Origin of the sequence: Pseudomonas sp. P105 (assembly GCF_032614175.1) — a bacterium.
In the GTDB taxonomy this organism is placed as follows: Bacteria; Pseudomonadota; Gammaproteobacteria; order Pseudomonadales; family Pseudomonadaceae; genus Aquipseudomonas; species Aquipseudomonas rhizophila.
In genome coordinates, this window is record NZ_CP126693.1 from 1,000,674 (window position 1) to 1,025,261 (window position 24,588).

The following is a 24,588-nucleotide window of genomic DNA, read 5'->3' on the forward strand; positions in this document are numbered from 1 at the left end:
GCCACCATGAAACGAGAATGCGGGCACAAAAAAAGCGCCTGCAATCGAGATGGGGGCGCCTGTGCGCCTGTATGTACTCGGGCCGTCAAACCCGGTCGCTGATTTTGCAGCGACGGCCAGAGAGTAACGTCCGTATTTCGAAAGTGCAACTGCGGAGGTGTCTTGCGGATTTTTCGGGTGTGGCATAAATTGTTCGGGCATGTAGATTTACCTCAACGCCTCCGGATCGCCCCCGGAGGCGTTTTCGTTTCAGGCATGAAAGTCGAAGCGCAGGGAGAGCAGGGGCAGGAAGCCGCCTTGGAGCATCGAACGGGCATCTTCATAGGCTTCCGCTTGCTGGCCCTCGTCGACGATCACCGCCCCAGTCTTTTCGCAGTGGAGGGAGAGCGCGCACCAGGTGCCGTCTGCCCAGCTGAGTACGCTGACCACACGGCCCTGTTTGTCCTGCTGGCTGCGGTAGCGCTCCAGGCGTTGCATGAGGCGAGGCGAAAAACCAATCTGGCGAAGAATGGAGAACGGGTGCATCAGGGCTTCGTTGGCGATCTTGCGGCTCATGCGGCCACCTGATCACGAGCCTCAATGCGGCTGCGTGCCCATTGTTGGACTTCAGACAAAACCCAGGCGACCGGCGCACCGCGAGCATTGCTGTTGCTCAGTTTGACGGGCTGAGGAAAGCCACAGTCAGGACGCTGCATCAACTTGTAGATGGTGGACCGCTTCATCCCCACGATGCCTTCGACTTCGCGCATGCGGATCAACGTCGAGGTGGCATCAAACAGCGAGGGGGAATTTGCAGGAGCCTTGCGGGAAAGGCCGGTAATTGAGGTACTCATAGGTATTGCTCTCGATTGGTTTGGACTGACGAGAGCAATGATCTAGGCGATGAAATGCGGTGAGCAGTTCACTTCCAATTGAAATTCGATTGAAATTTCAGTTACAGCACAAAGTTGCGTTTGAGGATGGCCTCTATGCTTTTGCGCGTGAGTGCTTTTTCCGTTTCAAGAGCGATCCACTCGGGACGCTGTTTCGACGTCTTCGCCACTTCCCGCACCAGCCAAGCATGCACGGCGCTAGGGATATTTTGGTTCTCCATGCCTTTCGCCTGTAGACGTTTCGCCTGCACAACGATGGCTGCGTCTCGAACACTGATGTCCTTTCTGCGCTCGATGCCGCTGATGATGCCGCCTTTTTTGCGGGTCGCATTCTTGATCGCTCGATCAGCGATGGGCGTCAGTTCATCATCAATCAAGCAGGGCAGGGACGTGATTGGCTCCAGATAAAGGACGTACTGATCGAGCGCCTCAATGCGCTCATCCGGATTGGCCTGTATCTCCACGAGCTGACAGTAAAGCCCCCACGACAAGTCAGTCGGAGGTTCTGAGGGATGGGACCAAGCCTTTTGATCGGTTGTCCACATCCAATCGTTTAGCGCCCCCAGTGCTTTAACAGCGCAAGCCATGATGTAGGCTGCGTGGGCATCGCGATCCGAAACCATCTCACATTTGCTGTACTGACGAACCCATTGGGCGAGACGTGCCCTGGTGTCGGTGGAGGCATACTGAAAAATTGTCTCTTCATGCATTGTCGTCTTGATGCAGAGGCTGCTGGGATCGAAGTCGTTGCTGTCGTCGCGAACGCGAAGACAGCATTGTTCGATCAAATAGCACACGTCATGAATCTGTTCACGGCAGAGCTTGTATAGCGGCTGTGCCGAGAGAAAACTCATTAGCCCCGAGGTAAACGCGGAATCTACTAGGGATTGATGATCAGCCATGGCCGAGCGTCTCAGGCGTTGTGTCGCGCTTTATCCCACGCCCTGTGTGTCGCAAGTGAAGCCAGCGTGAGTGGCTCGATGACCAGACACGTCTAACGTCAGCCCACAGTGAGTTAGGGGGGATAGACGCGTTACACATTGAGGCAGTGTCACACGCGGTGTACAGATGTTTGCGCGGGCGTGTAACAGGCGTGAAAGCCAATGAAAACGGGCGTCTGGCGAGGTTAGTTACACGAGTAACACCCGTAACATGGATTTTGAGGGGGGTATGGTAGTGGGTGCTCATACAGCCTTACCGAACTGACCTTGAATAACATTTCCGGCTTCAAGTGCATCAAGATGATCGGCATACCACTGCATCATCTTTGTTCGCTGTTCAAGGTACTGGGCTTTGTTGTAAATCCCTCGGACACCTTGTGCCTTGTGACTGAGTTGGGCCTCGATATGGTCAGCGGGATAACCATGCTCATTGAGGATGGTGCTGGCGATGTGGCGGAAGCCATGACCGGTCTGGCGGCCTTCGTAACCAAGGCGCCTGAGTGCCATGAGAAATACGGTGTCGCTTCGGGGTTTGGTGCGATCGCTTCTACCTGGAAACAGAAGAGGGTATGCCCCGGTAAGTTGCCGAAGCTCCAAAAGGGCATCTACGGCCTGAGTGCATAGCGGCACCAGATGTTCGCGGCCTTTTTTACGTCCCTTGCGTTCGACAGGCACTGTCCACAGTTTTTTGTCGAAGTCGAACTCCAGCCAATGAGCTTCGCGAAGTTCGCTGGGACGGACTGCCATCAGGGTCAACAGCCGAAGGCCAAGCTGAACATCTTTGGCATGCGGATAGGAACGTATCGCTCTGAGTAACTGAGGAAGCTCGTCGGGTGAGACATGAGCGTAGTTCTCTGCCTTTCCCGATGACAGAAACTTATGCACGCCCTCCAAGGGATTGTTGACGGCTCTGCCAGTCACGCGAGCCAGGTCATAGATATCTTTGCAGTAAGCCCTCACGCGACTCATCTGTTCCAAAATCCCCTGGCGCTCAAGTCCTCTCAATAGCTCCATCCACTCCATAGACATGATCGAGGTATAGGGACGTTTACCAAGCGAGGGGAACACGTGGCGTTCGAGTGCTCCGAGTATCCTTTTCGCAGTCCCAGCATCCCAGCCGCTGAGGCGAGACGTATGCCATTCCCTGGCTAGTGATTCGAAGGTGTCATTGGCTGCGTCAATGTCAGCCGCCTGACGAGCCTTCTTGGAGATGATTGGGTTCTTGCCCTCTGAGGCGTCAGCTCTCAGCTCTGCCGCTTTCTGTCGAGCGAAGGCGCCGCTTACTTCTGGATAGCCGCCGAGACCTAGCCAAGACCATTTGCCGTCCGGTTTCTTGTAGCGTAACTCCCAAGATTTTTGGCCGTTTGGTTTGACTCTGAAATACAGTCCAGGACTGTCTAGTTCGCGGTATGCCCCGGCCTCAGGCTCCAGGCTGGAAAGTGTTGTATCAGCGAGAGGACGTCGCTTGATATCGGCGCGCTTCATCCGTGTATGCCTCCAGTTCAATTAGTTCTGAAGCATACACGTGGGCATACACGGTGGGGAAGGATAGGGGTGGATAGAGGTGGACAGCCAGAAACAAGAAAGCCCGCACGAGGCGGGCTTCTTGAGGTGATTCATAGACTGCTGTAGACATCTATGGATCGGTACTTGGTGGCTACACAGGGACTTGAACCCCGGACCCCAGCATTATGAATGCTATGCTCTAACCAACTGAGCTATGTAGCCAAGTGGCGCGCATTATTCGCCGGTAACGAAGATGTGTCAAGCGTAAATCTGAAATATTTCTCAGCGCTTTCAACCGCTTATCAATCCTCGCCGCAAATAGCCGTCAACCGAGTTGAAATCTCCCTGTGTTGGCGCTCAGGGCCTGGCTGCCCTGGCTCAAAGTATCCGCCGCGAGGTTCACGGCGCGTGCCCCTTCAAGCAATCGCATGGCCGCCTGGTCGACCTGCTGGATATTGCCGCTGACCTCGTCGGCGGTGCTGGCTTGTTCGTCCACCGCGGTGGCGATTTGCGCCAGGGTATCGGTGACGCTCTGCACGGCGCTGGCAATTTCTCCCAGGCGCTCGCCAAGGCCGGTAACGGCTTGCGCGTCGGTCTGGGCCTGGCCGCATGCGGCTTCCATCAGGCTGACCGCTTCGTTGACCGTAGCGCGCAGGCTGTCGACGGTGCCAGCAATCTGTTGGGTGGAGGACTGGGTGCGTTGCGACAGGCTGCGTACCTCATCGGCCACCACCGCGAAACCACGGCCCTGTTCCCCAGCGCGAGCGGCTTCGATGGCGGCATTGAGGGCCAGCAGGTTGGTCTGCTCGGCTACGCCGCGGATGGTGTCGACCACCATCTGGATCTGTTGCCCCTGTTCGCTGACCCGGCCCAATGCGGCGGCGGTTTCGTTGAGGCGCTGGTTGAGTTGCTGGATGCTCGCCGTAGTGCGTTGACTGTCGCGGCTGCTGTCGGCGGCGATACGCCGGGTCTGCTGGGCGCTGTCGGAGGCCTGCTCACAGCTTCTGGCGACCCCTTGAGAGGTGGCGGCCAGTTGCGTGGCGGCCGCGGCGATCTGGCTGATCTGCATCTGTTGGGCTTCGACTTCGCCCAGGGCGCCGCTGGAGTGCGTGTTGAGGGTGCGAACGGCATTGCTCAACTGCAACGTTTCGTGGTCCACGCCCAACAGGCTGTTGCGCAACTGCACCACTGCAACGTTGAGAGCGGTACTGATGGCCGCCAGTTCGTCGCGTCCTTGCACCGGCACTTGCAGGCTGAGGTTGCCGTCACGCAGGGCTTCGGCCAGTAATGTGATGCCACTGGCGCTGCGGCGGATGGACGCTTGCAGGCAGACGAAGAGGTAAAGCGCGGCCAACAGCAGACAACCCAGCACCGTGGCCACCAGGGTGAATTGGCGGATGGCCGAGGAGTGGTAGTGGTCCAGTCGCGCATCCAGAGCCATCAGAGACTGCTGGCGCAAGGTCGCCAAGTCCGCCAGGAGCGCATCCATGTGTTTCTCGAATTCTTCCGGCTTGAGGCTGATGGAGCCGGCGAAGACCCCTTCATCCAGGACTTTCAGGCCGGAATCCAGATGCTTGAGGCTGTCTTGGAATTGTCCGGCCCAGGCTTGCAGTTCGTTCGGCAGGCGCGCTTGCAGTACTCCACCGGTTTTGACCAGTTGATCCCGGGCATCGCCGATCCGGCTGCGCAGGTCGCGCAATTGCAGGCGGCTTTGCAGGGTGAACTGACCCGACACAACGGAGGCCTGGCCAACGCTGGCCAGGCGACCGACCCGCTCGATCAGGTCCGGTGTCTGCTGGGTCGAGATCTGGATCAGCAGGTAGGTTTCCAGCCAGGAGGCGAGGGTCAGGCGATTGTCCATGACGATCTGCTCGCGCAAGGCTTGCAGGGCACTCAAGGCCGCAGTGAAGCGGTCATAGCCGTCCGGCCACCAACCGACGGTGCCCAGGCTTTTCGAATCAAGACCATTGAGACTGGTTTGCAACGTTTGGAAGCGAGCCAGGGTGTCGGCTTCGGCACCTTCGGTTTGCAAGGTGCTGCCCAGATCATTGGCGGCCTGGTTGAGGGCCGGCTGCACGGCATCGAAAGCCGCCATCGCGGCAAGCGTTGCGGGTGTTGCCTGGCGATTGGTTTCCGTGGCTCGCCAACGGGCCGCGCGGTTGCGCTGGGCGGCGAGCAGGTTGTCCAGGTTATCCAGGGCCAGCAACTGGCGAACCCCGGCGCGTTCTTCGGAAATCAGGCTGAGTTTGTCGCGATAGTCCTGGCCGATGATCCACAGGCTGCCCATGAGTGGCAGGATGAAAAGCAGGAACAGCAACTGAAATTTGCGGGCAAAGCCGAAACGCCCCAGCAACCTGATTCCCGGTGATAGAAAAGCCTGCATGCCCATACTCCCCTGAACACCTTTGCACTATTTTTGTGCGTTTCGACACAGTGCCGAAACAGGTGCCCTTTTAAAAGGCCTCGAAAGTTTGTCCAGGCCCGCTCTGTAGGCTGGCTCTGTAGCGAAACTTCCCATTCTCGGTCCCCTTTGTAAGGGGCCGCGTTGTAGACCGTTAACAAGGCAAGATTCAGACCATGGCTTTGCGCTATTACCGAGCTCGCTGACAATATTTCAAGTCGATAGCAAGCTAAGGGGATAGCCTTGCTGCACCGAAAAATGGCACATTGATGAATCCGCTTCCTGTGCAAACCCCGTATGGAAACTCCCATGGCTATCAGCGATACCCAGGTCGATACCGCGTCTATCCCTGCCACACCTCAAAGCAGCCCTTTGGTCATGCGCATCATCGGTGCCGTGGCGTTGGCGCATTTGATCAACGACCTGATCCAGGCGGTACTGCCGTCTATTTACCCGATGCTCAAGGCCAGTTATGGGCTGACCTTCACCCAGGTTGGCTTGATTACGCTGACCTTCCAGTTGACGGCATCGCTGCTGCAGCCCTGGGTGGGTTATCACACGGACCGGCACCCCAAGCCCTGGCTGCTGCCGGCCGGTACGGTCTGCACGCTGATCGGGATCGTGATGATGTCCATGGTTGGAAGTTTTGCCATGATCCTGCTGGCCGCCGGTCTGATCGGTATTGGCTCCTCGACCTTTCACCCTGAAGCATCGCGAGTCGCACGCCTGGCGTCGGGCGGGCGTTATGGGTTGGCGCAGTCGACGTTCCAGGTCGGCGGTAACGCCGGCTCTGCTTTCGGCCCGTTGCTGGCGGCGGCGATCATCGTTCCTTACGGGCAAGGTAATGTGGCCTGGTTCGGCCTGTTCGCACTGTTTGCGCTGTTCGTGCTGTACCGCATCAGCCGCTGGTACGCCAATCACCTGAACCTGTTCAAGCTCAAGCAAGGCCAGGCGGCTACTCACGGTCTGTCCAGGGGCCGGGTCTTGAGTGCATTGGCGGTGCTGGGTTTGCTGGTGTTCTCCAAGTATTTCTACATGGCCAGTTTCACCAGCTACTTCACCTTCTACCTGATCGAGAAGTTCGACCTGTCGGTGGCGTCGTCGCAGTTGTATCTGTTCCTGTTCCTCGGCGCTGTGGCGGCGGGGACCTTCTTTGGCGGTCCGATAGGCGACAGGATCGGACGTAAGGCGGTGATCTGGTTCTCGATCCTTGGCGTGGCACCGTTCACGCTGATCCTGCCTTACGTTGATCTGCTGTGGACCAGCATTCTCAGCGTGGTCATCGGCTTCATCCTGGCTTCGGCATTCTCGGCCATCGTGGTGTATGCCCAGGAACTGGTGCCGGGTAACGTCGGCATGATTGCCGGCGTGTTCTTTGGCTTGATGTTTGGCTTCGGCGGGATTGGCGCCGCGCTGCTGGGGCATCTGGCCGACATCCGCGGCATCGAGTATGTGTATTGGTTGTGCTCGTTTTTGCCGTTGTTTGGAGCCCTGGCGATTTTTCTGCCCAAAAGCAGAAAAAACTGACGTGTACTCAACCGGCGGAGGCGAGTGGGCCCCGCCGGTCGTTGCGAAACAACTGAATTTCAAAGCATTGAAAAATACCCGCCCACCAGAGCGATTTGATTAGTTGCTTGGAACCGCGACTAAAGTACCGTTTTGTATAAGTCTTAAGTTTGATTTTGTATAAAAGTCGGTCATGTTAATTTGCTGCTGTGGTTGATGGATTGAATGGACGCAGCGGCAATCTTCAAGGGAGTCCGCTGGGGTGACCGGAAAGCAGCTTTCCACATTCTTTCCACCCGCCGCTCTTATTGTCTTGGGACATAAGGCCTTCGGCTCTTGATCTGAATACCTTCACCCCTCGGGTGAGGTGACTCACGCCCCTACCTGCCACGCTTCAAATACTTATAAAGCAGTTGTATCGCCGCGTCCGTTCAAGGCGATTGCCTCGTGGACAGCGTAAACAGCCGTGAGCGATTGTTATTTGCCGTGTCGTGCACAAGTTTGAGGCTGTCGTCTTAAACGTTGGCAATAAAAATAATCAGGCAGGGGATGATATGAAGTTCAAGTCGTTGCAGGCACGCATTTGTGTCACGGCAGGCGTATGTCTGTTTGTTTCATCAATTAGCCTGGTTATTTACGGGCTCTTTACCGCCAGGGCTAATGAGCAATACGTGGCGACCGAAGTCTCGGCGTTGGTTGAAGAATCAACGATCCGGGAAATTCAGAACCTGGCCGAGTCCCGTGCCAATGCCATTCAGGCCAAGTTGCAAAATGCTCTGGATGCGGCCCGCACCATGGCCAATACCTTTGCCTCCAGCAAGGCTTCGCAGAGCCCTTTGGCGTTGGGACGTGAGCAGATCAACACGGTATTGCTCAGTGTTTTAAAAGATAACCCGGACTTCAATGGCACTTACTCCTGCTGGGAACCGGACGCGTTGGATGGTCAGGATCTTGTGTTGCGCAATGCTCAGGACGGCAGTAATCCGTTGACCGGGCGCTTCACGCCTTACTGGACGCGCAGCGCTGGCGGACATGTGGCAGTACAGCCATTGGTCGAGTATGACTCCCCGGATCGCCACCCGAACGGTGTACCCAAAGGGGGTTGGTACAGCGGCCCACGCGAGACCCTGAAGGAAAGCGTGCTGGACCCCATTCCTTATGTGGTTCAGGACAAAAACGTATGGCTGACCACTTTGTCGGTGCCGATCGTATCCGATGGCAAGTTCTACGGCGTGGTCGGCGCTGACTTCGATATCGACTTTATCCAGAAACTCAGCGAGCAGATGTCGGCCGATCTCTACGGTGGCAAGGGCACGGTGTCGATTCTGAGTAACCAGGGGCTGGTGGTCGCGGACAGTCAGCGTACCGACCTGATCGGCCAGCCCATCAAGGCCTTGTTGCCTGACTCTTGGGAGAAAGTACTGCGCGATATCCAGAGTGGCCGTGGTGACGGTCTGCTCAATCCGCACACCCAGCATATCGAAGTGCTGATGCCCATTGAGCTGGGCCGCACAGGCAAACCCTGGGCGGTGCTGATTCGCCTGCCAAAGGCAGTGGTCATGACTCAGGCCATTGCCCTGGAGCAGGAGTTACAGGCGCGCAGTATCAGCAACAGCATCTGGCAGGTGTCGGTTGGCCTGGGCGTTTCGCTGTTGGCGCTGGTCGCCCTGTGGTTTGCCGCCGCAAAAATCGTTGGGCCGATTCGCGAAGCCGCCGCCTTGGCAGCCAACATCAGCCTGGGAGATTTCTCGCGTCGCCTGGTGCAGAAATCCGAGGACGAAGTGGGCCAGTTGTCTGTCGCGCTCAACGATATGTCTGAAAGCCTGCAACGGCAGGTCAGGGTGGCTGAGCGCATTAGCGAAGGTGATCTGGACCTGGAGGTCCGGTTGTCCTCGCCCCACGATACCCTTGGCAGGTCACTGGAGAAGATGGTGGGTAATCTGAACCAACTGATTGGCGAAGTTCAGGCCAGCGCCACCCAGATCACCGGCAGCTCGGCGCAGGTTACCGACCTGAGCCAGTCATTGTCCGATGGGGCGTCCAATTCCGCGTCGTCCATCACTGAAATCAGCGCGGTGATGACACAAATGGCCGCACAGACCCGGGACAACGCCGCCAATGCCAAAAAGGCCGATGAGCAGTCCCAGGCATCACGGGCCGATGCCGGGGAAAGCGACAAATTGATGAGTGAGCTGATTGCCGCCATGGCCGAAATCGACAATTCGGGCAAAGACATTACCGCGATCATCACCACCATCGACAACATCGCCGCGCAAACCAACCTGTTGGCGTTGAACGCGGCTATCGAAGCCGCCAGGGCAGGTGAGTTGGGGCGTGGTTTTGCGGTGGTGGCGGATGAGGTGCGTAGCCTGGCCGCCCGCAGCGCCGAGGCCGCCCAGCAGACGGCTGCATTGATTGCCGACTCCTCGAGCAAAACGCAACGCGGCATGATCATCGCAGGCCGGACCGCCGAATCGCTGAAAAACATCGTCAGCGGAACCAGTGCTGTTTCCAACCTGGTTTCATTGATCTATCAAGCCTCCAGCGAGCAAGCCTCAGGCCTGCAACAGGCCAGCATCGGGTTGGAGCAGATCGATGAAGTGACGCAGAAAAACCAGTCCAACTCACAAGAGTGCGCGGTGGCGGCCAAGGATCTTTCGGAGCGAGCATCTTTGATGCAGCGCGTGCTGGGGCGCTTCAAAGTCAAAAGGGGGTAGTGGGTTTCCTGGCCACGCGTGACTCAAGATTTATTGCGCGAGGGACCAAGCTCCCTCGCCACAGTTCAATCCAGTTCTTGAATGAGCGCATTTGCATTGCTTTGTCCAATAGGGTCTCGATAACGCCCCCGAGGGTGTACTATCGATACTCGCCCATCGGATATCAGTTAGCCATGTCCACGCTAAGCGAAGAGAGCCGTCAGATCGTAGCTTCTCTGGCGCACCGCGTTGGCCCCAACGCTGACATTGCAAAGACCGCCCACGCGATCGTTTCCATTTTGCAGGATATAGAAGTGGCCCTGACGCCTGTCATTGGTCAGCAAGGGGTTGTCGCGTTGTATCGCCGCAGCCTGCATCTATGCGGGGCCGCTCATCCGCGCCTGACCAGCACCTGCAACAAGGTGCCGTCCGGCATGGTTCTGACCGCCCTGAATTCAGTGCTTGTTGAGCAAAACGAAGCCGATGCGCGGTTTTTCGGTGAAATGTTGCTGACCACTTTCTATGAGTTGCTGACCACGCTGATCGGACCCTCGCTTACCGCACGTTTGCTTCGTGGCGTGTGGGATTCTTCTTTGAGCGACACCCCTTCGCAGGAAAATTCGCCATGAGCAGCAAAGTGACTATCAACCGCTTGGCCACCGGCGTGCCAGGACTGGACGAGGTCTTGGGCGGAGGATTGCCGGAGTTTTCGTTCAATCTGATCGCCGGCCCACCCGGTTGCGGCAAGACCACCCTCGCGCACCAGATGATGTTTGCCCTGGCGACCCCCGCACGTCCGGCGCTGTTTTTTACCGTGCTGGGTGAGCCACCACTGAAGATGCTGCGCTATCAGCAGCAGTTCGATTTCTTCGACAGCGACGCGATCAATCATTCGATCCGCTACGTCAACCTGGCTGACGACACCCTGGCTGGGGATCTGGACGAAGTGCTGCGGCGCATTGTCAGCGAGGTGGAGGCGCACTCCCCGGCGCTGGTGTTCGTTGACTCGTTCCGCTCGGTGGTGCTGGCCAGCCAGACCCAGGACAACCCGAACAACAACTTGCCGCAGTTCGTCCAGCAACTGGGCATGTTGATGACCACTTGGCAGGCCACGACTTTCCTGATTGGTGAGTACTTTACCGAAACCGATACCAACCCGATTTTCACCGTGGCCGACGGACTGATCTGGCTGCGCCAGAGCGTTCAGCGCAATTCCATGGTGCGCAAGATGGAAATCATGAAGATGCGTGGCCAGCCAACGCTGCCGGGTCTGCACACTTTCCGTATCGCCCCATCGGGAATCAAGGTATTTGCCCCTGCGCCCTACAATCCGATCGAAGCTCCGCTGGAGTTCCCCATCAAACGCTTGGGAATGGGTGTGCCACAGCTCGACGAAATGCTCGGTGGTGGCCTGCCGCGCGGTTACTCCCTGTTGGTTGCTGGCCCGTCGGGTTCTGGAAAAAGCATTCTCGCGGCATCGTTTCTCGCTGAAGGCGCGCGAAACGGTGAAAACGGCGTGATCGCCGTGTTCGAGCAGCGCCCGAATCATTCCCAGAACGCCACCCTCTCAAACTTGATTAAAAGCGGCAAAGTCGGGCTGGTGGATAGCCGTGCTCCAGATCTGTCCATCGACGAGATCGTGCAGTTGCTGTTGAGCGAGATTGCTCGCCTGAACGCCACGCGGGTGGTGATTGACTCGCTGTCGGGGTTCGAACTGGCCCTGGCGCCGACCTTTCGCGAAGACTTTCGCGAGTCGCTGTCGCGCATGGTCACCGCGTTGACCAGCGCCGGTGTCAGTGTATTGCTGACCTCGGAGTTGGAGGATCGCTACACGGATCTGCGATTCAGTCCTTACGGCACGGCTTTTCTCACCGATGCAATCATCGTTCAGCGCTACATTGAAGTGCAAAGCCGTTTATTGCGCATCATGGCCGTGGTCAAGGTGCGGGCCAGCGCTCACTCCGATGAGTTACGCCTTTACAGCATTGACGATAGCGGTTTGCAGATCGGTGACATGTTGCCGGATCAGGAAGGTTTGCTCGGAGGCCGGCCTACCCGGCAGCTGTCTGGCAAAGGTACTGGATGAGGCATCATCATGAATGAGGCCAATGGCGGGAATGAGCAGGCGAAGGCGATGGCCGCTCGCGAGCTGTTCCTGCTCGGCCAGAAAACTGTCGAGGCGCGTGCGGTGCTGGCCGCGCTGCGCAAGGAGCTGAACGACGCCAACACCCAACTTGCCGACAAGCAACATGTCGAGCAACTGATCGAGGCCAATCAGCAACTGGTCCTGGCGATCCTGTCGGCCCAGTCCGAGGCTGAAAAGCCACCTTCCACGCAGGCAGAACAACAACTGTATCGGCAGATGCGCGAGGCCAATGAGCAATTGGTCATTGCTGCCCTCAGCGCACAGCATCTGCAAGACGCGGCCGAACGGGCGCTGGAGCGCCAGCGTAGCGTTCTCGCTTTGGTTGCCCACGAACTGCGTCATCCGCTGACGCCCATCAGCATGATTGCCGGCCGACTGGTGCGGGTGCCCAGTGAGGAGTTGCCGCGCATGCAGAAGCTGATCGAAGGTCAGGTCCGGCACATGTCTCGATTAGTGGAGGACTTGCTCGATGTCTCCCGCGTCAGCACCGGCAAGTTTCGCCTCGATTGCCAGATTGTCGATATGGTGCAGATCGTTCGCGAGGCCATCGATATCTGTAAACCGGCCATGATTAGCGGCAAGTTGATGTTCAGCGCCACACTGCCCGAGTGTGCCCTGCTGGTGTACGGCGATCCGGTACGGCTTGCTCAGATTCTCGGCAACCTGCTGGGTAATGCGGTCAAATACACCCCTGTGGGCGGCACCGTCGAATTGTCGGTTATCGTCGAAGGGAGTGTCTTGCAGGTCAGCATCGGTGATACCGGCATAGGTATTTCGGCCAAGGCGCTGCCGTTTATTTTTGAACCCTTTGTGCAGGATGTTCACGCCATCGGCTTCAACGGCGTTGGCCTGGGCATTGGTTTGACGGTGGTGCGCGAGTTGGTCGAAAGCCACGGTGGCACAGTGGTCGGCAAGAGTGAGGGGGATGGCAAGGGGAGCGAGTTCGTGGTGAGGTTGCCGTTGGCAAATCCATGAAGCTGCGCGGTCGTCCCATCTGCCGCCGCGTGCGGGGATGTCAGATTCTGTAATAATTCGATGCGTATGACGCGTTCGGAAACATTATAGGATCACTTCCCCAATTATTTTCAGGTCTATATGAACACCCTTCTGGAGCCTCCCAGTCGTTTTTTTCAATCCGCGCCCTCTACAAGTCCGCTCTTCGTTACCGAACGTATATCCGGTTTTTCTGGATCGCTGGACATCCAAATCCCATCCGTAGGCTTCTCATCGATTTCTCCCAGTGAGACCAACAGTGTCGCCTCCCAAGTCATGCCTTGCTCTATCCGCTCGATAAAGCTTCTTTCCCTGGCACCTTTCGCCCCGACTCTACGAGAGGTTGAATAACCCTTATGGAATGGATTGCTGATCCGACGGCATGGCTTGGCCTGCTGACCCTGATCGTGCTGGAGCTGGTGCTCGGCATTGATAACCTTGTGTTTATTGCCATCCTGGCTGACAAGCTGCCGCCGGAGCAGCGCGATCGTGCCCGGATCATTGGCCTGTCGCTGGCATTGTTGATGCGCCTTGGCCTGCTGGCCAGCATCTCCTGGATGGTGACCCTGACCGAGCCGTTGTTCGAGGTCTTCGACAAGACGTTCTCGGGCCGGGACCTGATCATGCTGTTCGGTGGTGTATTCCTGTTGTTCAAGGCCACCATGGAGTTGCATGAACGACTCGAGGGGCATGTCACCGAGCGTACAGGTAACGCCGCCTATGCGATGTTCTGGCCTATCGTTGCGCAGATTGTGGTGCTGGACGCGGTCTTCTCCCTGGACGCCGTGATCACGGCCGTGGGCATGGTGGAACATCTGTCGGTCATGATGATCGCGGTGATTTTCTCCATCGGCCTGATGATCATCGCAAGTAAGCCCCTGACCCAGTTCGTCAACAGCCACCCAACCGTCATCATGCTCTGTCTGGGCTTTCTGATGATGATCGGCTTCAGCCTCACGGCTGAGGGCCTGGGCTTCCACATTCCGAAAGGCTACCTCTATGCCGCGATCGGTTTTTCGATCCTGATCGAACTGTTCAACCAGTTGGCTCGCTCTCGTCGCAAGAAGAGCATGCAGGGGCATCGTCCTATGCGCGAACGCACTGCCCATGCGGTCATGCGTTTACTGGGTGGGCACAAGTTGGGGGCTGATGAAGTCGGTGAAGAGATCGCTGACATGCTGTCAGGCGACGAAGCCGAACAGGTCTTCCACCGACGTGAGCGGGTCATGATCAGTGGTGTGCTGCAGTTGGCGGAGCGCCCAATACGCAGTGTCATGACGCATCGGGCGGAAATCGACCACCTCGACCTGGCCGATTCCCCAGACGAGGTCCGCACCAGGCTGATGCACTCGTCGTATTCCAGGTTGCCGTTGATCCGCGAAGGCCGTGTGGATGAGCCTCTGGGGTTCATCCACAAGAAGGAGTTGCTCAAGGAGCTGTTGGCGGGCAACGAGCCGAATCTGGAAGCCATGGCTCGCAAGGCCATCAACCTGCTGGACAACTTCACGATTCTCAACGCGCTGGAACAGATGCGCAAAGAGTCGACCCACATCGCCTTCGTGGTGAACGAGTTCGGTGATTTCATTGGTCTTCTCACCATGACCGATATTCTCGAATCCATCGCGGGTGAACTGCCCGATGCCAGTGAAATAGAAGGTCCGAACATCGTGGCCCAGGATGACGGATTTCTGGTCAGCGGCGCGCTGAATCTCAGCCAGGTGCGCGAACACATCGGCTTCCAGGCAAAAGCGACGGATGACTATCAGACGCTCGCCGGGTTGGTCATGAGCTTGCTGGACCGCTTGCCGATCATCGGAGACAAACTCGATTGGCAAGAGTGGAGCATGACCGTTGTCGAGGTTGAAGAGCGTCGAGTGACTAGGGTGCTGTTGCGTAAAAGCTAACGTGGAAGAATTGGGGCCGCATCCGCGGCCTCGTTTGTTTGAAGCGTATGGCGAGTCTCTGTCACCGGTGGAAATCCCAAGACGAAAAAAATCCCCGTATCAGTCATGATTACGGGGATTTTTTCGTCTAGGGAAGTCCGTGTGATTCCACGGGCTCTCTTAGACGTTGAAGCGGAAGTGCATCACGTCGCCATCCTTGACGATGTATTCCTTGCCTTCCAGGCGCCATTTACCGGCTTCCTTGGCGCCAGCTTCACCCTTGTACTGGATGAAGTCTGCGTAGGCGATGACTTCGGCGCGGATGAAGCCTTTTTCGAAGTCGGTGTGGATCACGCCAGCGGCTTGCGGGGCAGTGGCGCCGACGCGTACGGTCCAGGCGCGGACCTCTTCGACACCGGCAGTGAAGTAAGTCTGCAGGTGGAGCATTTCGTAACCGGCGCGGATCACGCGGTTCAGGCCGGGCTCTTCCAGGCCCAGGGCCTCGAGGAACATGTCTTTCTCCTCACCATCGTCCAGCTCGGCGATTTCCGCTTCGATCTTGTTGCAGACCGGAACGACCATGGCGCCTTCTTCTTCGGCGATGGCCCGGACCACGTCCAGGTGCGGGTTGTTCTCGAAACCGTCTTCAGCGACGTTGGCGATGTACATGACCGGCTTGGTTGTCAGCAGGTGGAAGCCCTTGATCACCAGCTTCTCATCGGTGCTCATGTTCTTCATCAGGCTGCGCGCGGGCTTGCCTTCGGTGAAGTGGGCGATCAACTGCTCCAGCAGGCCCTTCTGGACCACTGCGTCCTTGTCGCCACCCTTGGCGTTGCGAGCGACTTTCTGCAGTTGCTTCTCACAGCTGTCGAGGTCGGCGAAGATCAGCTCAAGGTCAATGATCTCGATGTCACGCTTGGGGTCGACGCTGTTGGAGACGTGAATGACGTTCTCATCTTCAAAGCAGCGCACCACGTGGGCGATTGCATCGGTTTCACGGATGTTGGCCAGGAACTTGTTACCCAGGCCTTCACCTTTCGAGGCGCCGGCGACGAGACCGGCGATGTCGACGAATTCCATGGTGGTCGGCAGGATGCGTTTGGGATTGACGATGGCCGCCAGCGCTTCCAGGCGTGGATCGGGCATCGGCACGATGCCGCTGTTAGGCTCGATGGTGCAGAAGGGGAAGTTTTCGGCCGCGATACCGGACTTGGTCAGGGCGTTGAACAGGGTGGACTTGCCGACGTTAGGCAGGCCGACGATGCCGCAATTGAATCCCATGGTGTTTCCCCTCGGAGTAGAGTCAGGCCTTCTGGCTGTGCAGGTTTTTCATCGCGCGGTTCCATTCACCGGCGAGGATATCCGGCAGCACGCCGAGGGCAAAGTCGATGCTGGCATCGAGTTTTTCCTGTTCGGCGCGAGGCGCACGACCCAGGACAAAATTTGAAACCATGCTGGCAACGCCCGGGTGGCCGATGCCGAGCCGCAGGCGGTGAAAGGTATTCTGATTACCCAGTTGCGCGATGATGTCGCGCAACCCGTTGTGACCGCCATGGCCGCCGCCCTGCTTGAGCTTGGCGACGCCCGGAGGCAGGTCGAGTTCGTCGTGGGCCACCAGGATTTCTTCAGGTTTGATGCGAAAGAAACCGGCCAATGCCGCCACGGCCTGGCCGCTGCGGTTCATGTAGGTGGTGGGAATCAACAGACGAACATCCTGACCCTGGTGTGAGAAACGCCCGGTCAGGCCGAAATATTTGCGATCGGCCGCCAGGCTGACGCCTTGTGCGTGCGCGATGCGCTCAACAAAAAGGGCCCCTGCGTTATGCCGGGTCTGTTCGTATTCAGCGCCTGGATTTCCCAGGCCAACGATCAGTTTAATGGCAGTCACGATAGGGGCCCTTCCTGGAGTGTGGATAACAACGTCGCGCTCAAACGGTGTTGCGACAGTGGGACGAAAATGGCGGATCTACCGTTAAGTAAACTTCGCGTTCTCGCCCGCTGTCTCGCTACGTTCCAGTCCGCGATGTTTCCGGTCACTCCGGCGACAGAGTGAAATTACTCTGCAGCTTCTTCTTCAGTCGCTTCTGGAGCAACACGTGGAGCGTGGACGTTGGCAACAGCCTTGTCATCGCCGTGCGCCAGGGCAACAAACTCAACGCCTTTAGGAGCCTTGAGGTCGGACAGGTGAATGATCGTGCCGATTTCGGCGTCAGCCAGGTCGACTTCGATGAATTCAGGCAGGTCTTTCGGCAGGCAGGAAACTTCCAGCTCGGAAGTTACGTGCGAGATTTCGCCGCCTTTCTTGACCGGAGCAGCTTCGTTGATGAAGTGCACTGGAACAACAGCAGTCAGCTTCTGACCGGCAACAACGCGTACGAAGTCAGCGTGCATCACGTGGCCTTTGGCCGGGTGACGCTGCAGGGCTTTGATCACGACGTTTTGCTTGGTGCCGCCAACGTTCAGCTCGATGATGTGGCTGTAGGCCGCTTCGTTTTCGAGCAGTTTGGCAACTTCTTTGGCCAGCATGCTGATGGACTCAGGGGCTTTGTCGCCACCGTAGACTACAGCTGGGACCAGGCTTGCGAGACGACGCAGGCGGCGGCTCGCACCTTTCCCCAGGTCGGAACGCACTTCAGCATTCAGGGTAAATTCGTTCATGTTGTATCTCCAAAGTAACCACATTCACCCCAGCGCTTGCGACCAGCGCTAAAGGCGATATGGGCAAAAAAGCCCCGCCCCGGCAGGTAATGTCGGGGCGGGGCGCTTTTCGTCAACGAGATGTAATGGAAAGGGCAGGGCCCTTAACGGAACATCGCACTGATCGATTCTTCATTGCTGATGCGGCGAACCGCCTCGGCAACAACCGGTGCGATATCCAGTTGGCGGATACGCGCACAGGCTTGTGCTGCAGCGGACAGCGGGATGGTGTTAGTGACCACCAGCTCGTCCAGCACGGAATTTTCAATGTTTTCGATCGCTCGGCCCGACAGCACAGGGTGTGTGCAGTAGGCAAAGACCTTGGCAGCGCCATGCTCTTTCAGGGCCTTGGCCGCGTGGCACAGGGTGCCAGCGGTATCGACCATGTCGTCGACCAGAATACAGGTACGCCCTTCGACGTCGCCGATGATATGCATCACTTCGGAGTGATTGGCTTTCTCACGGCGTTTGTCGATGATACCCAGATCAACGCCCAGGGATTTGGCAACGGCCCGTGCACGCACGACGCCGCCAATGTCCGGGGACACGATCATCAGGTTTTCGAAGCGCTGATCTTCAATGTCATCCACCAGAACCGGGGAGCCGTAGATGTTATCCACGGGAATATCGAAGAAGCCCTGAATCTGGTCAGCATGTAGATCGACCGTGAGCACACGATCGATGCCGACTACGGTAAGCATGTCAGCCACGACTTTCGCGCTGATTGCCACACGTGCGGAACGCGGACGGCGATCCTGACGGGCATAACCAAAGTAAGGAATAACAGCAGTAATACGAGTAGCCGAGGAGCGGCGGAAGGCATCAGCCATCACGACGAGTTCCATCAGGTTATCGTTGGTCGGAGCGCAAGTCGGCTGAATAATGAAGACGTCTTTACCGCGAACGTTTTCATTGATCTCGGCAGTGATCTCGCCGTCGGAGAACTTACCGACAGAAATGTCACCGAGAGGGATATGCAGCTGACGTACAACACGCCGAGCCAGATCGGGGTTAGCGTTCCCCGTAAAGACCATCATCTTGGACACGCGCAGTACCTGAAGGCTGAGGGTATACCTGGATGAGTATAGGAAAATGGCAGGGGCGGCTGGATTCGAACCAACGCATGGCAGGATCAAAACCTGCTGCCTTACCGCTTGGCGACGCCCCTGTATCTGTTGCTTCGAGTGCCCAGCACTCGATTCCGTTAGAGCAGACTTTGCAGCTTGCGATGCAACATCGAAACGTTGCTTCCTTTTGCTACAAACCCTGTAAGGGTCTCTGTCAGAAGGGCCGAGACTTTATCAGCTTCAGCTTTGCTTGGGAAGCCCCCAAACACACAACTTCCAGTTCCGGTGAGTTTTGCTTCGGTAAATTTACCTAACAAATTCAAAGCGTTACGAACATCTGGATAACGCCTTGCTACCACCGGTAAGCAGTCATTTCGACTGTTTCCCTTGGGAACGGGGCGCACTTTAATGGGAGGAGAGTTACGTGTCAACAGTGGATCTGAAAAAATTTCTGCTGTACTTACAGATACTTGCGGCACCAGCACCAAGTACCAGGGTTCCTCGGGCTCTACCGGTGTGAGTTTTTCCCCGACGCCCTCGGCAAAAGCCGCGTGGCCCCGTACGAAAACCGGCACATCGGCGCCCAGCGTAAGGCCCAATGCAGCCAGGCGATCAGCGTCCCAACCCAGCTGCCACAGGTGGTTGAGCCCCAGCAAAGTCGTTGCCGCGTTTGAGCTGCCGCCGCCGATGCCGCCGCCCATGGGCAGGATTTTTTCGATCCAGATATCAATGCCCAGCGAACACCCGGATTGCTCCTGAAGTTTTTTCGCGGCTTTGACGATCAGGTTGCTGTCGTGAGGAACGCCTTCGAATTCGGTGTGCAGGTGAATCACGCCGTCGTCCCGCACGGCAAAGGTGATTTCATCGCCGTAGTCGAGAAACTGAAAAATCGTCTGCAACTCGTGATAGCCGTCCGGGCGACGGCCCAGGATGTGCAACATCAGGTTGAGCTTGGCCGGGGAGGGCAGGGTCAGGCGCGCAGCGGTCATGTCATTGCCCCAGCTTGCGCGGCTGCCATTGCTTGATCACCAGCGTGACGTCCAGGTTGCTGCCGTGCAGTTTGATGCGCTCGGGCAACCAGTAACCGTTTTGCTCGGCGTAGCTTAAGTATTCGATCTGCCAGTCGTCCTGCTCCAGGTTGGACAGGCGACTGTCGGCATCGAGGGTCAGGCGGCTTTTGCTGTCCGGTGCCGGCAGGCCGCGAACCCACCAGGTCAGGTGGGATACGGGCAGCTTCCAGCCCAGTTGTTCTTCCAGCAAGGCTTCCGGCGAGGGAGATTCGTAGCGACCCTGATTGGCCACTTCCAGCGAAACCTGGCCTGGTCGGCCGGTCAGGCGCGCCGCGCCACGACCCAGCGGGCCGGACAGGCGAATGTCGTAGTAGTCCTGGCGTTGCAGCCAGAACAGTGTGCCGCTGCCCGAGTCTTTCGGTGCGCGTATGCCGATCTTGCCGTCGATCTGCCAGCCGTCGAGACCGCTCAGTTGTTCCTTGTGCTCTCGCCATTGAGCCGTGTTGCCGTGGCCCTGGACGGATTCTCGGGCGCCGAAGCCGGCGCAACCGGCGAGCAGGGCGATAAAGCTGAAAACGATGAAGTGGCGCAAAAGCATAATTTTAAAGGGTCTCTGATCCGGTCAGGCGTTTGATGGTGCTGCGCAGGATGGGGCTGTCGGGCTGTTCCTTGAGGAACTTGCTCCAGATCTGCCGGGCTTCGCGCTGTTTGCCGTTGGCCCACAGGACTTCGCCCAGGTGCGCGGCGACTTCCTGGTCGGGAAAGCGCTCCAGGGCCTGGCGCAGCAGGCGTTCGGCCTCGTCGAGGTTACCCAGGCGGAAATGCACCCAGCCAAGACTGTCGAGCACCGCCGGGTCTTCCGGGTTGAGCTGGTGGGCCTGTTCGATCAGCACCTTGGCTTCGGCGTATCGGGTGGTGCGATCAGACAAGGTGTAGCCCAGGGCATTGAGGGCCATGGCATTGTCGGGGTCGCGCTGGATGATCAGGCGCAGGTCTTTCTCCATTTGCGCCAGGTCATTGCGTTTTTCCGCCAGCATGGCGCGGGTATACAACAGGTTCAGGTCGTCCGGGTACTGCTTCAACGCCCGATCGAGCACGGTCCAGGCTTTGTCGCCCTGATTATTGGCCGACAGGGTTTCAGCCTCGATCAGATACAACTGGATGCCGTAGTCCGGCTGGGTGTCCCGCTGCACGGCGAGGCGACTCTGGGCCTCGGCCGTTTTGCCGTTGCTCATCAGGATATCGGCCTGGCGCAACTGGGCCGGCAGATAATCGTTGCCTGGGCCGACCTGGGCGTACTCGAGCAGTGCACTCTCGGGATCGTTGCGTTCTTCCGCGATGCGGCCCAGGTTCAAGTGGGCGGAGTCGACATGCGTTCCCCGCGCAATCAGGTCTTCCAGGTGACCCTTGGCTTCTTCCCACGCTTTGGCTTCCAGGCAGACCAACGCCAGGGAATAGCGCAATTCATCGTCTTCAGGGTACTGCTGGACCAGGCTGGAAAACTCCACCTTGGCGTCGTCCATGCGGTCGTTTTCCACCAGCATGCGCGCGTAGGTGAGACGCAGGCGCTTGTCGTCCGGGTATTGCCTGATGCCTTTTTCCAGCAACGGCAGGGCTTCGTCGCCGCGGTTCGCGCCTTGCAGCAAGCGAGCGCGCAGCAGAATCGGCGCCACTTCGCCCGCTTGCGGCGGGTTGTCTTCCAGCAGGGAAAGGGCGCCCTGGATGTCACCATCCTGTTGCAGCAGCAGGGCCTTGCCGAAAATCAGCTGACCGTTATCGGGATGACGCTGCAGCAGTCGGTCGAAGCTTTTAGTCAGGCCGTCGCGGGTTTCCTGGTCGGTATCGGCCGCTGATAGCGCAAGGAAGTCGAAATGGGTGTCGCCCTTGCCCAGCAGGACTTTCTCCATATACACCATGGAGTCGTCGTAGCGTCCGGCCCGGGCCAGTTGCACGGCGGCGGCGCGTTGCGCTTCGAGGTCTTGCGGGGCGTTTTTGGCCCAGATCAGTGCGGTATCCAGGGCGGGCTGGTCGGCACCCAGATATTCGGCAATGCGAAACGCCCGCTCGGAGATGCCCGGGTCCTGTGTGTTGATGGCCTGGGTGACGTAGTTGTCCAGCGCAATGTCGAAGCGATTGCGCTGGCCTGCCAGTTCGGCGCTCAACAGGCTGAAAATGGTTTCTTCGCTGAATGAGCTATAGACCTTGGGCTTTTCAGGGGCCTGGGTGCTGTCTTCGACCGGCGGCGTACCGTCTGTCGACACGGGGGCCATGGACTGACAGCCGCCGAGCAAGGCAAAAGCGAGGAGCAACGCGGAAGATCTATTCATATAGGAAAAGGACGACTAACCTGCGGTCGGATCATCATGACACAGCCTTCGGTCAAACATAACCGGCCCGTCGATTTACGGCACGGGGCAGGGCGATAGATATCGAGTGGTTGTTCTGAATCTGGCGAAGTAGGACAATTGCCGGCTTCACGTCACTATCAGCGACCTTGAATGGCCTTCCTTGCACTTGGTATTAACCACAAGACTGCTTCCGTAGACGTCCGCGAGCGCGTGGCCTTTACGCCTGAGCAACTGGTTGAGGCCCTGCAGCAGCTTTGCCGACTCACCGAGAGCCGCGAGGCTGCCATCCTCTCCACCTGCAATCGCAGCGAGCTTTATATAGAGCAGGATCACATTTCGGCCGATACCGTGCTGCGCTGGCTGGCCGAATATCACGATCTGAGTCTTGAAGAGCTGCGCGCCAGTGCCTATGTGCATGAAGACGATGCGGCCGTTCGTCACATGATGCGCGTTGCCTCCGGGCTCGATTCGCTGGTGCTGGGCGAACCGCAGATTCTCGGCCAGATGAAGTCGGCCTACGCCGTGGCCCGTGAGGCCGGCACGGTCGGGCCTCTGCTGGGGCGCTTGTTCCAGGCCACGTTCAATGCCGCCAAACAGGTGCGCACCGACACGGCCATCGGCGAAAACCCGGTGTCCGTGGCATTTGCCGCGGTCAGCCTGGCGAAACAGATTTTCAGCGATCTGCAACGCAGCCAGGCGCTGCTGATCGGCGCGGGGGAGACCATCACCCTGGTCGCGCGCCATCTGCACGACCTGGGGGTCAAGCGTATCGTGGTTGCCAACCGTACCCTGGAGCGCGCCAGTACCCTGGCCGAGCAGTTCGGCGCCCATGCTGTGCTGCTCTCGGACATCCCGGCCGAGCTGGTGCACAGTGACATCGTCATCAGCTCCACCGCCAGCCAGTTGCCGATCCTGGGCAAAGGCGCGGTGGAAAGCGCCCTGAAACTGCGCAAGCACAAGCCGATTTTCATGGTGGACATTGCCGTTCCCCGGGACATCGAGCCGGAAGTGGGCGAGCTCGACGACGTTTATCTGTACAGCGTCGACGACCTGCACGAAGTGGTCGCCGAGAACCTCAAGAGCCGGCAAGGGGCGGCCCAGGCGGCCGAAGAAATGATCACCATTGGCGCCGAGGACTTCATGGTCCGCCTGCGCGAGCTGGCGGCGGTGGATGTGCTCAAGGCTTATCGTCAGCAGAGCGAACGCCTGCGCGACGAAGAGCTGCAAAAGGCCCAGCGCCTGCTGGCCAACGGTGGCAGCGCCGAAGAGGTGCTGGTGCAACTGGCTCGCGGCCTGACCAATAAATTGCTTCACGCGCCCAGTGTCCAGCTCAAGAAGCTGACCGCCGAAGGCCGCCTCGATGCGTTGGCCATGGCCCAGGAACTCTTTGCCCTCGGTGAGGGTTCACCGGATAGTTTTTCGGATAAAAAATCGCAATGAAAGCGTCACTGCTCAATAAGCTGGACATTCTCCAGGACCGTTTCGAGGAACTGACCGCCCTGCTGGGCGATGGTGAAGTCATTTCCGACCAGAACAAGTTTCGCACGTATTCCAAGGAATACGCCGAAGTCGAGCCGATCGTCGCCACCTATAAACAGTTGCTCAAAGTGCAGGGCGACCTTGAAGGCGCCCAGGCGTTGCTCAAGGACAGCGATCCGGACATGCGCGAAATGGCGGTCGAGGAAGTCCGTGAAGCCAAGGAGCAGTTGCTCGAGCTTGAAAGCAACCTGCAACGCATGTTGTTGCCCAAGGATCCGAATGACGGTCGCAATGTGTTTCTCGAGATCCGTGCCGGCACCGGCGGCGACGAAGCGGCGATATTCTCCGGGGACCTGTTCCGCATGTATTCGCGTTACGCCGAGCGTCGCGGCTGGCGGGTGGAGATCCTCTCGGAGAACGAAGGCGAACACGGTGGCTATAAAGAGGTCATCGCCCGGGTCGAAGGTGACAACGTCTACGGCAAGCTGAAATTCGAATCCGGCGCCCACCGCGTGCAGCGTGTCCCGGCCACCGAATCCCAGGGGCGTATCCACACTTCGGCCTGTACCGTGGCGGTTTTGCCCGAGCCGGACGAGCAGGAAGCCATCGAGATCAACCCGGCGGACCTGCGGGTCGACACCTACCGCTCCTCGGGTGCGGGCGGTCAGCACGTCAACAAGACCGATTCGGCTATCCGTATCACTCACCTGCCTTCGGGCATTGTGGTCGAGTGCCAGGAGGAGCGTTCCCAGCACAAGAACCGTGCGCGCGCCATGTCGTGGTTGTCGGCCAAGCTCAATGATCAACAGACCAGTGCTGCGGCCAACGCCATCGCCAGCGAACGCAAGCTGTTGGTGGGCTCGGGAGATCGCTCGGAGCGGATTCGTACCTACAACTTTGCCCAGGGCCGGGTCACCGACCATCGAGTCAACCTGACGCTGTATTCGCTCGACGAAATTCTCGCCGGCGGCGTCGATGCAGTGATCGAACCGTTGCTGGCCGAATACCAGGCCGACCAGTTGGCCGCGATTGGCGAGTAAGCA

The 24,588-nt window shown here is 58.2% G+C and carries 20 protein-coding genes and 2 tRNA genes; 8 read left to right on the forward strand and 14 right to left on the reverse strand.

Features of this window, described 5'->3' with window-relative positions; translation table 11 throughout:
* Positions 1-249: 249 nt before the first annotated feature.
* From QOM08_RS04355 to QOM08_RS04380, 6 genes are all read right to left on the reverse strand, one after another.
* Complete coding sequence (locus tag QOM08_RS04355) at positions 250-555, reverse strand: hypothetical protein (protein ID WP_316912607.1); 306 nt, start codon at positions 553-555, stop codon at positions 250-252.
* A complete protein-coding gene (locus tag QOM08_RS04360) occupies positions 552-833 on the reverse strand; it encodes a helix-turn-helix transcriptional regulator (RefSeq protein WP_042956438.1) in 282 nt (93 codons plus the stop codon). The genes QOM08_RS04355 and QOM08_RS04360 overlap by 4 nt, the downstream gene beginning before the upstream one ends.
* 101 nt (positions 834-934) lie before the next feature.
* Positions 935-1,774, reverse strand: a complete 840-nt coding sequence (locus tag QOM08_RS04365; protein WP_316912608.1) for a hypothetical protein — start codon at positions 1,772-1,774, stop codon at positions 935-937.
* Positions 1,775-2,056: 282 nt separating this feature from the next.
* Positions 2,057-3,298, reverse strand: coding sequence for a tyrosine-type recombinase/integrase (locus QOM08_RS04370; protein ID WP_149632543.1), 1,242 nt, complete (start codon positions 3,296-3,298; stop codon positions 2,057-2,059).
* Positions 3,299-3,464: 166 nt separating this feature from the next.
* Positions 3,465-3,541 (reverse strand) — tRNA-Met (locus QOM08_RS04375).
* A gap of 103 nt (positions 3,542-3,644) precedes the next feature.
* Positions 3,645-5,702: a methyl-accepting chemotaxis protein gene (locus QOM08_RS04380; protein ID WP_047229445.1), complete on the reverse strand. Its 2,058-nt coding sequence runs from the start codon at positions 5,700-5,702 to the stop codon at positions 3,645-3,647.
* A 327-nt stretch (positions 5,703-6,029) separates the two neighbouring features.
* Between QOM08_RS04380 and QOM08_RS04385 the strand changes: the two genes are divergently transcribed.
* From QOM08_RS04385 to QOM08_RS04410, 6 genes are all read left to right on the forward strand, one after another.
* Positions 6,030-7,247 (forward strand): MFS transporter, encoded by a 1,218-nt coding sequence (locus tag QOM08_RS04385; RefSeq protein ID WP_139051150.1) that lies wholly within the window; start codon positions 6,030-6,032, stop codon positions 7,245-7,247.
* Positions 7,248-7,780: 533 nt separating this feature from the next.
* On the forward strand, positions 7,781-9,943 hold the full coding sequence (locus tag QOM08_RS04390) for a methyl-accepting chemotaxis protein (protein WP_316912609.1): 2,163 nt from the start codon (positions 7,781-7,783) through the stop codon (positions 9,941-9,943).
* A 173-nt stretch (positions 9,944-10,116) separates the two neighbouring features.
* Complete coding sequence (locus tag QOM08_RS04395) at positions 10,117-10,551, forward strand: hypothetical protein (protein ID WP_316912610.1); 435 nt, start codon at positions 10,117-10,119, stop codon at positions 10,549-10,551.
* Positions 10,548-12,008, forward strand: coding sequence for an ATPase domain-containing protein (locus QOM08_RS04400; RefSeq protein ID WP_076386318.1), 1,461 nt, complete (start codon positions 10,548-10,550; stop codon positions 12,006-12,008). The genes QOM08_RS04395 and QOM08_RS04400 overlap by 4 nt, the downstream gene beginning before the upstream one ends.
* Before the next feature lie 9 nt (positions 12,009-12,017).
* Positions 12,018-13,043 (forward strand): HAMP domain-containing sensor histidine kinase, encoded by a 1,026-nt coding sequence (locus tag QOM08_RS04405; RefSeq protein WP_316912611.1) that lies wholly within the window; start codon positions 12,018-12,020, stop codon positions 13,041-13,043.
* 374 nt (positions 13,044-13,417) lie between these two features.
* A complete protein-coding gene (locus QOM08_RS04410) occupies positions 13,418-14,965 on the forward strand; it encodes a TerC family protein (RefSeq protein WP_316912612.1) in 1,548 nt (515 codons plus the stop codon).
* 159 nt (positions 14,966-15,124) lie between these two features.
* Here QOM08_RS04410 and ychF read toward each other — a convergent pair whose 3' ends face one another.
* The 8 genes from ychF to QOM08_RS04450 all read right to left on the reverse strand — a co-directional run bounded on the left by ychF (position 15,125) and on the right by QOM08_RS04450 (position 22,045).
* Positions 15,125-16,225 carry a redox-regulated ATPase YchF gene (gene ychF, locus QOM08_RS04415; RefSeq protein WP_047229391.1) on the reverse strand — a complete coding sequence of 367 codons (1,101 nt, stop codon included), beginning with the start codon at positions 16,223-16,225 and terminating at the stop codon, positions 15,125-15,127.
* Between the two features lie 22 nt (positions 16,226-16,247).
* Complete coding sequence (gene pth, locus QOM08_RS04420) at positions 16,248-16,832, reverse strand: aminoacyl-tRNA hydrolase (protein ID WP_003185374.1); 585 nt, start codon at positions 16,830-16,832, stop codon at positions 16,248-16,250.
* Positions 16,833-16,999: 167 nt separating this feature from the next.
* Positions 17,000-17,602 carry a 50S ribosomal protein L25/general stress protein Ctc gene (locus QOM08_RS04425; protein WP_076386312.1) on the reverse strand — a complete coding sequence of 201 codons (603 nt, stop codon included), beginning with the start codon at positions 17,600-17,602 and terminating at the stop codon, positions 17,000-17,002.
* Between the two features lie 143 nt (positions 17,603-17,745).
* Positions 17,746-18,687 carry a ribose-phosphate pyrophosphokinase gene (locus tag QOM08_RS04430; protein ID WP_003171603.1) on the reverse strand — a complete coding sequence of 314 codons (942 nt, stop codon included), beginning with the start codon at positions 18,685-18,687 and terminating at the stop codon, positions 17,746-17,748.
* A gap of 47 nt (positions 18,688-18,734) precedes the next feature.
* Positions 18,735-18,809, reverse strand: a tRNA-Gln gene (locus tag QOM08_RS04435).
* Between the two features lie 36 nt (positions 18,810-18,845).
* Positions 18,846-19,697, reverse strand: coding sequence for a 4-(cytidine 5'-diphospho)-2-C-methyl-D-erythritol kinase (ispE, locus tag QOM08_RS04440; RefSeq protein ID WP_047229394.1), 852 nt, complete (start codon positions 19,695-19,697; stop codon positions 18,846-18,848).
* A 1-nt stretch (position 19,698) separates the two neighbouring features.
* Positions 19,699-20,316: a lipoprotein insertase outer membrane protein LolB gene (gene lolB, locus QOM08_RS04445; RefSeq protein ID WP_047229395.1), complete on the reverse strand. Its 618-nt coding sequence runs from the start codon at positions 20,314-20,316 to the stop codon at positions 19,699-19,701.
* Between the two features lie 4 nt (positions 20,317-20,320).
* A complete protein-coding gene (locus QOM08_RS04450; RefSeq protein ID WP_160893530.1) occupies positions 20,321-22,045 on the reverse strand; it encodes a tetratricopeptide repeat protein in 1,725 nt (574 codons plus the stop codon).
* 171 nt (positions 22,046-22,216) lie between these two features.
* On the opposite strand from QOM08_RS04450, the gene hemA reads away from it, so the two are divergent.
* Both hemA and prfA read left to right on the forward strand, forming a co-directional pair.
* Entirely contained in the window at positions 22,217-23,506 is a 1,290-nt protein-coding gene (gene hemA, locus QOM08_RS04455) for a glutamyl-tRNA reductase (RefSeq protein WP_047229397.1), read from the forward strand.
* Positions 23,503-24,585, forward strand: a complete 1,083-nt coding sequence (gene prfA, locus QOM08_RS04460) for a peptide chain release factor 1 (RefSeq protein ID WP_047229398.1) — start codon at positions 23,503-23,505, stop codon at positions 24,583-24,585. The genes hemA and prfA overlap by 4 nt, the downstream gene beginning before the upstream one ends.
* The last annotated feature ends 3 nt before the right edge of the window (positions 24,586-24,588 follow it).